Genomic DNA, 11,760 nt, shown 5'->3' on the forward strand with positions numbered 1-11,760 from the left:
TCGTATCAAGAGTAATTCAGCCTATGTATAAAAATATAAAACATGTCGTTGTCGTTGGTGGTGGCACTGCTGGTTGGTTAGTGGCAGCAAATCTTGCTAAGCAATTTAACTCAAAGTCCCCTGGAGCTCTCAAAGTTACGTTAGTAGAATCACCAACTGTCCCTAGCGTTGGTGTTGGGGAAGGGACTTGGCCCACGATGAGAAAAACACTTGCAAACCTAGGCATTAAAGAAACGGATTTTATTCGCTATTGCAATGCCTCGTTAAAGCAAGGTACTAAATTTGTCGATTGGCATAACAAATCAGCTGCTGATCACTACTACCATTTATTTACATCAATATTTGATCCCTCAGAATTTAATCTAGCGCCTTACTGGCAGTTAGGGAAATTAGGTAGAGATTTTACCTATGCCGAAGCGGTTAGTGTTCAGGGAGAAATATGTGATTTAAACCTTAGTCCAAAAACTATCACAAATCGGGAATATGAAGGTATGCAAAATTATGCATACCATCTGGACGCGGCTTTGTTTGCAAAAATGTTGACCGAACATTCGACTCAAGTATTGGGGGTCAATCATATTCGGGCGGATGTTGAACATTGTAAGCTTACAAAAAACGGGTGTATTGAAGCTATCCAGACAAAACAGGGCCATATTGTCGAAGGTGAATTTTTTGTCGACTGCACTGGCTTTAGGGCTAAATTAATTGGGGAGACATTAAAAGTTCCATTTAAGCCTATCAATGATGTTTTATTAACGGATCATGCAGTAACGATTCAAATTCCTTACCAACCTGAAGATGATGAAGTTTCCAGCTGTACCCTATCAACAGCTCAGGAGGCAGGATGGATTTGGGATATTGGCTTAGCAAGTCGGCGGGGAACAGGATATGTCTATTCTTCCAATCATACGTCTCATGAAAGAGCTGAGCAGGTATTAAGAGACTATTTAGGTCCGCAAGCCGAGGGGCTTGACGCAAGAAGGATCCCGATGCAACTTGGTTATCGAGAGAAATTTTGGCATAAAAACTGCCTAGCCGTTGGCCTTTCAGCATCATTTGTCGAACCCTTAGAAGCATCGGCGATCTTTTTAATTGAAGCCTCAGCAAATATGCTAACTAAACTCTTGCCTGCTAATACGGCGGGGCTAGCGTTATCTGAAAAAATGTTCAATGAATCTTTTTCATTCAGATATCACAAAACAGTTGATTTCATCAAAATGCATTACTTACTGTCAAACCGCAAAGAGTCGTTTTGGACGGATAATAAGCAGCCCGATACGATTCCCAAAAGTTTGCAAATGAAACTTGAACAATGGCAGAGCAGACCATTGAACGATTATGATTTTGATAATGTTTATGAACCTTTCCCATTAGAAAGTTATCAATATGTGCTTTATGGCATGGGTTTTAAACAAGACTTGATACAACGGGAAATGCAATATTCAGAAGTTGCAAGGGCACAACATTCTTGTGCGCAGGTGCAACAGATTAAATCTAAATTACGAGACCAATTGCCAACAAATAGAGAATTACTGGAAAAGCTTCGAGATTATGAATTTCAGGCGATTTAAGGAAACTCGTCAGTAAGAGTTAGTAATGAGTAATCAAGAGAATAAATATCATGGAAAAGCTTAATCAATCAATACTTGTTGTCGGCGGCGGTACTGCCGGGTGGTTAAGTGCAGCAATTCTTGCTAAGAAATTAAATGCGGTTAACACCGACGCAGTTAAAATCACTTTGGTTGAATCCCCTAACATTCCAATATTAGGGGTTGGTGAAGGTACGTGGCCAACGATACGCACAACACTAGAGACTCTGGGAATTGACGAAGGGGAATTCATGCGTGAATGTGATGCCACATTTAAGCAAGGATCTGAGTTCGTAGATTGGGTTCGCACCCCCGCAGAAGGTGAGCACTCCAGTTATTTTCATCCTCTTTCGGCAGTGTTTCATTCATCGTATGACTTTAACCTTGCACCATACTGGTTGCTCGGTGAGAACCCTGGATTAGCTTACGACGAAAGCGTCGCTAGTCAAACACATGTTTGCAAAGCAGGTCTCGCGCCCAAATTAATCACCACTAAAGCGTATGATGCAATTCAAAACTACTCCTATCACTTGAATGCAAATAAATTTGCAAAATTCTTGAGTGATTTTTGTCAAAGGAATCTTGGAGTTCAACATGTTCTAGCGAACGTCGAAAAAGTGAATGTTGACTTAAAGGGCATGATTACCTCTGTCGAGACGGACACTGAAGGAGAGATTGTTGCAGACTTTTTTCTGGATTGTACTGGAACCAAAGGATTGCTGATAGGCGAAACGCTAGGTGTTGAGTGGAAGAAAATAGATGATGTCTTGTTTAATGATACGGCTCTGGCGATGCAGGTGCCCTATGAGGAACCGGATTCACCGATAGCTACTCACACTATATCTACAGCTCAGGAAGCTGGCTGGATTTGGGATATAGGCCTCCACCATCGCCGAGGTATTGGCTACGTATATAGTAGCAAATATTCGACCGATGAAAGAGCTGAGCAAATTTTGCGTCAGTACGCTGGTAAAATGGGCGCCGATCAGGAAATACGGAAAATTCCGTTAAATCTAGGTTATCGACAAAAGTTTTGGCATAAAAACTGTGTTGCAATTGGTATGTCAGCCGCTTTTATAGAGCCTCTTGAAGCCAGTGCAATATTTTTAGTTGAGGCCGCTGCTAACATGCTTGCTGAGCAATTCCCCAGGCAGCGTGCAGTAATGCCTTATGTTGAAGAAAAGTTTAATGATACATTTCGACTCCGTTGGGATAAAAGCGTTGATTTCGTGAAGTTACATTACTGTATAAGTAAAAGGTGTGATACGCGCTATTGGTCAGATAACCGTCGTAAAGAATCTATACCAGAAAGTCTGCAAAAGCGATTAGCACATTGGAAATATCATCCTCCAGGCAAATACGACTTTGACTATGCATATGAACCTTTTGTTTTAGATAGCTATTTGTTTGTTTTATATGGTATGGAATTTGATGTTGAATTGTCACCAAATCAATCGGCATTTGCTGAATCTGCTCTGGCAAGAATGCACTTTAAACGTGTTTCACAAACAGCAGAAAAATTATTGGATGCTTTGCCAAAACATAGAGAATTGATCGAAAAGATTTATCGCTACGGTGTCCAGAAAATCTAATTTTAATTTTTAATAAAAAACGCTTGTATTGTTGTGTACGTAAGGTTTAGTCTACGGTTTCGATAAAAAAGGTTCTCACGTTTGGAGAAGTAGAATGAGCCAGCAAAACGTACAGCCGTTAAATAAGAACGTACACGGCAACACAAAAATTAAAGCACAAAAGAATTTCAAACAGGTTGAATCACAGCATTTAGTTCCACTGGTTGTTCATGAGTTTTCAAGAGCAAGTGCCGAGTTCCCGGTCGTGTTTGTGAAAAACTCTGAAAATGGCACCTTTCAACCGGTTGCCTTATTTGGTCTTAAGCCAGGGGAAAACCTATATACGGCAAGTGAGAGTTGGGGCGGAACATACGTACCAGCGTGTATTACCCATTTTCCGATGGCGTTAGTACCTGAGTCAAAAGATTCAGACAACTACATGGTGATTATCGCAACCGATAATGACGTAGTAAATGAAGAAGAAGGTCAGTCATTATTCGAAGAAAACGGTGACGAGACTGAATACTTAGCCAAACGCAAAGAAGCCATGGCGTCATATTTAGAGCATGCTCATATTACGCGTATGTTCACCAAGGAATTGGCCGATAAAGATTTACTTGTTCAGCAGAATCTTGAAATCGATTTAAATGGCGAGAAAATCGCGATTAACGGTTTATATCTGGTTAATGAAAAGAAATTGAATGAATTAAGCGATGAAGAGTATCTGGAACTTCGCAAACGTGGATTTATGAGCCCAATTTTTGCTCATTTAAATTCAATGCACCAGGTACATCGTTTGGTTCAAAAGAAAGCACAACAAGCTGCTTAATTCAGTTTGGTGAGCTTTTATACTAAGCTCACCGCCTGAATGATAATAGATGGTCTCAATGCGATTTTTCGGCAATTGGACTTTACCTCGAAGCCACCGTACAAGGTGGCTTAATATCTTTCCTCGCGCTCGCTTAGTAAACCCTATAAATATTGTTTTGACCGTCTACAATGGTTGAAAATTTAGCAATATGTATTAACGCATAAAAAATTCGAGAACACCCAAAAATTTAAGTTTCTCTAATTTCAATAAATATTACTAAGAAGTTGCGCAAGGATATTAAAGATGATCAAAAAAACTTTGCTATTGAGTTTTAGCCTGAGTGCCCTGTTAGGTTGTCAACCTCAGCCTGAAATATATTCAGCAAATGGAACCGAACAATTCACTCATGCACAACAACTGACGCAAGCAAAGCTCGACAATTTTGCGAAATCGTTAAAGGTTGAATTTGAATTGGTAACGAATGTTGCCGATGAAAAATGTGACAAAGCTAAACATGATGGTCTTTGTTATCAGGGGCGGTTGAACTTTACCGCCCAGGAAGACTTTCCCGATAGAGACTGGGCAATTTACTTCTCATTGATTAATCCTGTGCAAACCCATTCGAGCGGCGAATTTACCATCACTCACGTAAATGGCGATCTGCATAAAATCGCGTTATCTGACAGCTTTACAGGGTTTAAAGCCGGAGAGACGAAATCGTTGGATTTTCGTGCTGACTTTTGGAGTTTGTCTGAAACCGATCTGATCCCCAACTATATATTGACGGTTGATGAAACCAGTGCGCTGGCTAATAAAGGCAACTGGCAGGCCCGCGTCATTGAAAGTACTCGTACTGAGATTGATCCTGAAACCGGGTTGGAAATTGCGCCATTTGTAAAAGAGTACACTCAGGTTCGTGAACAATTTAAACGTACCGATACCGATCAGACCCAATGGGCGACCGCTGCAGCTTTGTTTACACGTTATGATGGGCAACAACCCAGCCGTAATGATCTTGAAACATCGTTGATCCCAACACCGAAATCGATATCTGTTGATAGCGCGGCACCTACTCTTGACTTAAGCAAAGGCATAAACGTGCGCTTTAATCAGGTAGATGCGGGCTCGGTGCATACCGCCCTTGAACGCCTTGCGATGCTTGGCGTTAAGCAAACGGAAAGTGGTGTGCCAGTATTGCTTGAGCTACATAACAATTTGGATGGTAGCTCGGATGCGAATACCAAACCGATAAGCGGCGCTTACCGACTCCAGGTTGCCAGTGAGGAAATTTCGATTAGTGCCAGTGATAGCACAGGGCTTTTTTATGGATTGCAATCACTTGCAGGCTTGGTGCGTATTGACGATTTAACCGCGCAACCGGTGACCATCGAAGATGAGCCGCATTACGATTTTCGTGGTATGTTTGTCGACGTATCCCGAAACTTTCATTCTCTGCAGTTTTTACTCGACCTGATTGATCAGATGGCGGCTTATAAACTGAACAAGCTGCATCTGCATCTGGCAGATGATGAGGGCTGGCGTCTGGAAATACCGGGGCTGAAAGAATTGACCGATATTGGTTCTAAACGTTGCTTTGATCTCAGTGAGACAACCTGTTTATTGCCTCAACTAGGCGCTGGCGTGGATAGTAATAGCGACGTAAATGGTTATTTCACCGTAGCTCAGTATCAAGAGATCCTTAAATATGCCGGTGAGCGTCATATTCAGGTGATCCCTTCATTGGACATGCCCGGCCATTCCCGAGCCGCCATCGTTTCGATGAAGCGGCGCTATGACAACTATATGCAGGCGGGTGAACAAGCCAAAGCCGAGCAATATATGCTCCATGATCCAAACGATACTACCGTCTATTCGTCAGTGCAGTATTACCATGACAATACCATTAATGCCTGTATGGATTCATCCTATGCGTTTATTGCCAAGGTGATGGATGAAGTAAAAGCCATGCATAATGAGGCGGGCTATCCGCTTACCCGCTATCACATTGGCGCCGATGAAACCGCAGGCGCCTGGGTGGAATCGCCCAAATGTCAGGCATTTATTGCTGCCAATGATGCGCTTGCGAAGCCAGAAGACTTGGTTGGGTATTTTATCGAGCGAGTCGGTCATATTCTGGCGGATCGGGATATTGAAGTTGCCGGTTGGAGCGACGGCATGAGCCACACTAAAGTTGAGAATATGCCAGAAGTGGTTCAGGCCAACGCCTGGGGCGTACTTTTCTGGCAAGGCCATCAGACCGCGCATCAACTCGTTAATCAAGGGTGGGAAGTGGTCGTGTCCAGTCCAGATGTGATGTATTTTGATTTTCCTTATGAACCGGATCCCAAAGAGCACGGTTATTACTGGGCATCTCGTCACATTAACACCGAAAAAATCTTTAATTTTATGCCTGATAATTTACCGGCACATGCAGAATACTGGCTTGACCGTGAAGATCAACCGTATCAGTCGGATGATTCCCTGAGAAAAGATGACCAGGGCAATGTGTTGCACGGGCCGATGGCACAAGGCAAAGGGTTTGTCGGGATCCAGGGACAATTGTGGAGCGAGAATACCCGCAATGATGATTTAACCGAGTATAAAATCTTTCCGCGTTTGCTCGCCTTAGCGGAGCGTGCATGGTACTCGCCTGAATGGGCGTTGCCTTATGATCATTCGGGTCAGGTGTATGATCGCCAAAGCCAAAAAATCAGCGAGCAACAACACCAATTGCGTCAACAGAAATGGCGCGACTTTGCCAATACCATGGTCAATAAAGAGTTCGCAAAATTGGAATTGGCAAATATTCATTACCGGATTCCTACCGTTGGTGCCAAAATCGTTGATGGCATGTTACATATCAACAGTATTTATCCGGGATTACCCCTCCAGTACCGAGTCGGAAATTCGACCTGGGTGGACTATACTGCGCCGGTATCAGTGACGGAAAGTGAGGTTTGGGTACGTGCCAAAGCCATCACTTCAGATCGCGCGGGTAGGGCACTTAAGGTCCAATAATCACCCCCTAACTTGATGTTTTTTAACGGGTAATAAAAAACATCAAATAATTAATGACAGCGTTGTCATTTGTCGGTAGACTTATTTCAACTTAGATAAATTGTAAACTGGCGGCTTTAGATTAAGTCGCCCCGGTTGTGAACAGAGGCTTCGATGCTTACAAGTCAACAACAACTCTTTTTGGGGATCGATGGCGGCGGCAGTAAATGCAAAGCCGTGATCCTTGATGCCCAAATGAAATGCCTGGGAGAAGGCATCGCGGGTGCTGCAAACCCTTTTCACAGTGTTGAAAAGGCCCAAAAGTCGATTATCGACGCAGCGCTGCTTGCATTAGCTGATGCCGGGCTTGGCGAGCAACAACTTAGCCAGTTAATTGCCGGTGTCGGTCTGGCTGGTGTAAACATTCCAAAATATTTCGATTTAATGAATGCCTGGCAGCATCCGTTTCAGGCTATGCATTTAGCCACGGATTTACACATTGCCTGCCTTGGCGCGCACAACGGTGAAAACGGCGCCATTATGATTTGCGGTACCGGCTCTGTTGGCTATGTCAGTATTGATGGTGCGTCATTAATCGTCGGTGGCCATGGATTTCCGCAAGGTGATACCTGCTCTGGTGCCTGGCTTGGATTGCAAGCGGTACAAAAAGTGTTGTTAGCCGCCGATGATTTAGGCGCGCAAACCAGCTTAACCGAACGCATTTATCATGCGCTTGATTGCAGTGATTCAAATGATCTGGTTAGCCAGTTATGCGCTCAGGGGGCTACCTTTTATGCACGTTTAGCCATCCATGTGTTCGATGCCGCCGATGAAGGCGATTTGGTCGCACAACAAATATTGGCCCAGGCAAGCAACTATTTTACCGCGGTATTTCATAAACTGATGGCCAAAGACCCGGCTAGGATCTCCCTGATCGGTGGCTTGCAAGTCCGGTTAAAGGACTGGCTTGCCACCGACATTTTCAGTCAATTTAGCGAACCAATGCAGGCACCGGAAATCGGCGCCGTGCTTTTCGCCAGACAAAAGACTCAATCGTTCACGTAATAGCAGGATATACACTTATCATGTCAACTCTAATGCAAAAAGAAGCTCGTCAGGCACCTCAGGTAATTGCCGAGCAACTTAAGTTAAACGCAGATACTGCCGCCAGAATTGGCGATAAGCTCAATCAATTTGATCCAAAAATGGTGATGATCATTGGTCGTGGTTCCTCCGATCATGCTGGCGTGTTTGGCAAGTATCTATTTGAGATTGAAGTGGGTGTTCCGACGTTTGCGGCTGCACCATCGGTTGCCAGTGTATATGGTAAAGCACTCAAACTTGATAAAGCATTAGCGATCGTTATCTCGCAATCGGGTCGTAGCCCGGATATATTGTCTCAGGCGCAGATGGCCAAAGATGCGGGTGCCTACACCATTGCCCTGGTCAATGATGAGACCTCTCCGCTTGCAGAGCTAGTGGATGATGTTTTACCGTTAAAAGCCGGCCCAGAAAACTCGGTAGCAGCGACGAAAAGTTACCTGGCGACCTTGAGCGCGTTATTGCAGTTAGCGGCAAATTGGGGTAAAAACGAAGAACTTATTAATGCGTTGCAAACCTTGCCTGCAGGATTGCAAAAGGCGATAGACAGTGAAGTGCAATTATCGGCAGAAGCACTGGCCGATACTCGTAATCTCGTGGTTCTTGGTCGTGGTCTTGGTTTTGCGGTAAGCAAAGAAATTGCACTGAAACTCAAAGAAGTCTGTTCAATTCATGCAGAAGCCTTTTCCAGTGCCGAATTTTTACATGGTCCGGTAACCCTGGTGGCGCAGAAACTTACTATCATCGACTGTCATGTTAATGATGAGTCGGCAACGGCCCACAAAGAGCAGGTTGTTGAAGTCACGAATCGTGGTGCTGATATGATTCATTTGGACCAGGTGGTTAACAACATTCACCCAAGGTTAGCACCATTGTTAGTCTTGCAACGCTTTTATCTGGATGTTGAAAAAGTGGCCTTAGCTAAGGGCTTTAATCCAGATGAACCACAAGGACTTAAAAAAGTAACACGGACTCTATAATATGCAGCAATTACTTCAGGTTAGCGCGTTTTTTGATGGTGAAACACTGCACAAAAATTGTGTGGTTGAATTGCTCGATGGGCGGGTTATCCATACTGAAGAAATTCAAGGGCATCATCCGAAAGCGGAGCAAATTCAGGGCCTGATGGCACCTGGATTAATCGACGTACAAGTGAATGGTGGCGGTGGTGTTCTGCTTAATGTTGCACCAAGCATCGATACACTTGAAGCCATGTTTAACGCCCATGCGCAATTTGGAACAACCGCGATGTTACCGACTCTGATCACCGACGATGTCGAAGTGATGGAGCAAACTGCGGATGTGATAAGTGCGGCTCTGGCGGATAAACTACCGGGCATCATTGGTGTGCATTTTGAAGGCCCGCATCTTTCGGTGCCGAAAAAAGGTGTTCATAATGCCAGCTTTATTCGCCCAATTACAGAACGGGAAATGGCGGTATTCTGTCGTCAGGATCTGGGCAATGTAATTGTTACATTAGCGCCGGAAACCGTGTCTCCTGATGATATCAGCCGATTGGTTGCCGCCGGCGTGCATGTATGTCTGGGGCATTCCAATGCCGATTTTGACACCGTAACCAAGGCCCTTAACGCTGGAGCAACCGGTTTTACTCATCTGTTTAATGCCATGTCTGCATTTCAATCCCGTGAACCGGGGATGGTTGGTGCAGCCTTGCTTGATGATAATAGCTGGTGTGGGGTGATTGTCGACGGTCATCATGTCCACTATGATGCGCTCAAACTTGCGATCAAAGCGAAAAGCGCTGGGAAAATCATGCTGGTAACAGACGCAATGTCCCCAGTAGGAAGTGATGAAGACAGTTTTGACTTACTTGGCGCCAGAGTATTGCGAAATGGCGATCGATTAAACGCCACCACGGGTGAATTAGCGGGTTCTTGTCTGGATATGGCAAGGGCGGTAAAGAACACCATTGAAAAATTACAACAACCGGTGACGGAGGCGCTGCGAATGGCTTCGCTGTATCCGGCGCAGTTTCTTCATCAGGATAAAACATTAGGACATTTAAAAGTTGGAGCGGCAGCCGATTTCGTGATTTTCGATGACGATTTCAATGTTACTCAAACTTGGGTTAACGGGGCGCGGTTATTTTAATCGCGCCTTTGCTTTATTTAAAACAATAAAAACACGTAAAAATAGTTGGGGAATTATGCAACAGACAGAAGGTGCTAATATGGCTTCGACCATGACACAACAATCCAAAAGTAGTTTCGTGCCCATGGCCATCGTTGCCGGGTTATTTTTTATTCTCGGGTTTGCGACCTGGCTGAATGGTTCATTAATGCCATATCTCAAGCAAATCCTACAATTAACACCCTTTCAGGCGTCTTTGATCCTGTTTTCTTTTTATATCGCTGTAACATTCACTGCGCTGCCCTCGGCGTGGTTAATTCGTAAAGTCGGCTATAAATCCGGTATGGCGCTTGGCATGGTCGGTATGATGATCGCCGGTTTGCTTTTCATTCCAGCGGCCAAAACCCAAATATTCGGTCTGTTTTTATTCGCTCAGTTAGTGATGGGGGCAGGGCAGACCTTGTTGCAAACGGCGGTAAATCCATATGTGGTGCGTATAGGGCCTGAAGAGTCTGCTGCGGCACGTGTTAGTGTCATGGGAATTTTGAATAAAAGTGCCGGGGTCGTTGCACCTATGGTATTTACTGCACTGATCTTAGATAGCTTTAAAGATCGGGTAGGCACGGATTTAACACAAATTCAGATTGAAGAAATGGCTAATGGCTTAGTATTTCCGTATTTAGGCATGGCGTTATTTATTGGCTTTTTGGCCTTGCTGGTTAAAAAGTCGCCGTTACCAGAACTTGAAAAAGAGGACGAAGGCACTGGCAATGCACATGGATTGCGAGACGCTGCCGCTCATCCGAACCTGGTATTTGGCGTTGCGGCGCTATTTTTCTACGTGGCCGTAGAAGTGATTGCCGGTGATACCATTGGTACCTATGCGCTATCGCTCGGCATCGAAAATTACGCGGTGATGACCTCCTACACCATGGCATGTATGGTGTTAGGTTATATCATTGGCATTATCACCATCCCGCGCTTTTTATCTCAGCCTGCCGCATTAACGATTTCAGCCGTATTAGGGGTTATTTTAACAGTATTAATTGTCGTTGCCGATAATGACTCGTTTATGTTAGCAAATGCATTATTAGTTCCATTTGGCGGTGCAATGCTGCCTGACAGCTTATTGTTAATTGCCTTGCTTGGCCTGGCTAATGCCATCGTCTGGCCAGCGGTATGGCCTTTGGCATTATCAGGGCTAGGCAAACTCACCAGCATTGGTTCAGCATTGTTGGTGATGGGGATTGCAGGCGGAGCGTTTGGACCATTGTTTTGGGGCTTGGCAAGTTCGGCATCGGATGCAGGTCAACAGGGCGCGTATTTGGTAATGCTACCTTGTTATCTCTTTATTCTGTTTTATGCCGTTAAAGGTTATAAAATCAAACGCTGGAAATAGCTTCAGCGAAGCTGTCGCAAATTTAATACTAAGATTTAAAACTTAATCGCAGTAAACCCCAAGTCCAGGCTTGGGGTTTTTTCTTTTTCGCCTTTTCTCGGCAAATTCCATAATTTTTCTATACTTATACCAATCACATTAAATTATTGCTCACTCAGTGAGAATTTAAAGGCTTTTAGGCAAGGCTTTGATTGCAGAGAA

The 11,760-nt window shown here is 44.3% G+C and carries 8 protein-coding genes; all 8 read left to right on the forward strand.

Annotated elements, in window-relative coordinates; all coding sequences use genetic code 11:
* Window positions 1–23: 23 nt before the first annotated feature.
* Window positions 24–1,571 carry a tryptophan halogenase family protein gene (locus ACHUFQ_RS02010; RefSeq protein WP_394172501.1) on the forward strand — a complete coding sequence of 516 codons (1,548 nt, stop codon included), beginning with the start codon at window positions 24–26 and terminating at the stop codon, window positions 1,569–1,571.
* Window positions 1,572–1,621: 50 nt separating this feature from the next.
* A complete protein-coding gene (locus ACHUFQ_RS02015) occupies window positions 1,622–3,181 on the forward strand; it encodes a tryptophan halogenase family protein (protein ID WP_394172503.1) in 1,560 nt (519 codons plus the stop codon).
* A 94-nt stretch (window positions 3,182–3,275) separates the two neighbouring features.
* The gene (locus tag ACHUFQ_RS02020; protein WP_394172505.1) at window positions 3,276–3,989 is read left to right on the forward strand and encodes a SapC family protein; all 714 of its coding nucleotides are present in this window, start codon (window positions 3,276–3,278) and stop codon (window positions 3,987–3,989) included.
* Window positions 3,990–4,274: 285 nt separating this feature from the next.
* Window positions 4,275–6,989: a family 20 glycosylhydrolase gene (locus ACHUFQ_RS02025; protein WP_394172507.1), complete on the forward strand. Its 2,715-nt coding sequence runs from the start codon at window positions 4,275–4,277 to the stop codon at window positions 6,987–6,989.
* A gap of 153 nt (window positions 6,990–7,142) precedes the next feature.
* The gene (gene nagK / locus ACHUFQ_RS02030; RefSeq protein ID WP_394172509.1) at window positions 7,143–8,033 is read left to right on the forward strand and encodes an N-acetylglucosamine kinase; all 891 of its coding nucleotides are present in this window, start codon (window positions 7,143–7,145) and stop codon (window positions 8,031–8,033) included.
* 17 nt (window positions 8,034–8,050) lie between these two features.
* Window positions 8,051–9,049, forward strand: a complete 999-nt coding sequence (gene nagB-II, locus ACHUFQ_RS02035) for a glucosamine-6-phosphate deaminase NagB-II (RefSeq protein ID WP_394172521.1) — start codon at window positions 8,051–8,053, stop codon at window positions 9,047–9,049.
* A 1-nt stretch (window position 9,050) separates the two neighbouring features.
* Window positions 9,051–10,181 carry an N-acetylglucosamine-6-phosphate deacetylase gene (gene nagA / locus ACHUFQ_RS02040; RefSeq protein WP_394172511.1) on the forward strand — a complete coding sequence of 377 codons (1,131 nt, stop codon included), beginning with the start codon at window positions 9,051–9,053 and terminating at the stop codon, window positions 10,179–10,181.
* A gap of 55 nt (window positions 10,182–10,236) precedes the next feature.
* The gene (gene nagP / locus ACHUFQ_RS02045; RefSeq protein WP_394172513.1) at window positions 10,237–11,559 is read left to right on the forward strand and encodes an N-acetylglucosamine MFS transporter NagP; all 1,323 of its coding nucleotides are present in this window, start codon (window positions 10,237–10,239) and stop codon (window positions 11,557–11,559) included.
* Window positions 11,560–11,760 lie beyond the last annotated feature (201 nt).

The organism is Thalassotalea litorea (genome assembly GCF_043642205.1).
GTDB lineage: Bacteria > Pseudomonadota > Gammaproteobacteria > Enterobacterales > Alteromonadaceae > Thalassotalea_A > Thalassotalea_A litorea.

What these genes read in the sequence shown, in the direction of transcription:
- ACHUFQ_RS02010 (WP_394172501.1), top strand. Translation starts at nt 24, where the DNA reads ATGTATAAAAATATAAAACATGTCGTTGTCGTTGGTGGTGGCACTGCT.
- ACHUFQ_RS02015 (WP_394172503.1), top strand. Translation starts at nt 1,622, where the DNA reads ATGGAAAAGCTTAATCAATCAATACTTGTTGTCGGCGGCGGTACTGCC.
- ACHUFQ_RS02020 (WP_394172505.1), top strand. Translation starts at nt 3,276, where the DNA reads ATGAGCCAGCAAAACGTACAGCCGTTAAATAAGAACGTACACGGCAAC.
- ACHUFQ_RS02025 (WP_394172507.1), top strand. Translation starts at nt 4,275, where the DNA reads ATGATCAAAAAAACTTTGCTATTGAGTTTTAGCCTGAGTGCCCTGTTA.
- nagK (WP_394172509.1), top strand. Translation starts at nt 7,143, where the DNA reads ATGCTTACAAGTCAACAACAACTCTTTTTGGGGATCGATGGCGGCGGC.
- nagA (WP_394172511.1), top strand. Translation starts at nt 9,051, where the DNA reads ATGCAGCAATTACTTCAGGTTAGCGCGTTTTTTGATGGTGAAACACTG.
- nagP (WP_394172513.1), top strand. Translation starts at nt 10,237, where the DNA reads ATGCAACAGACAGAAGGTGCTAATATGGCTTCGACCATGACACAACAA.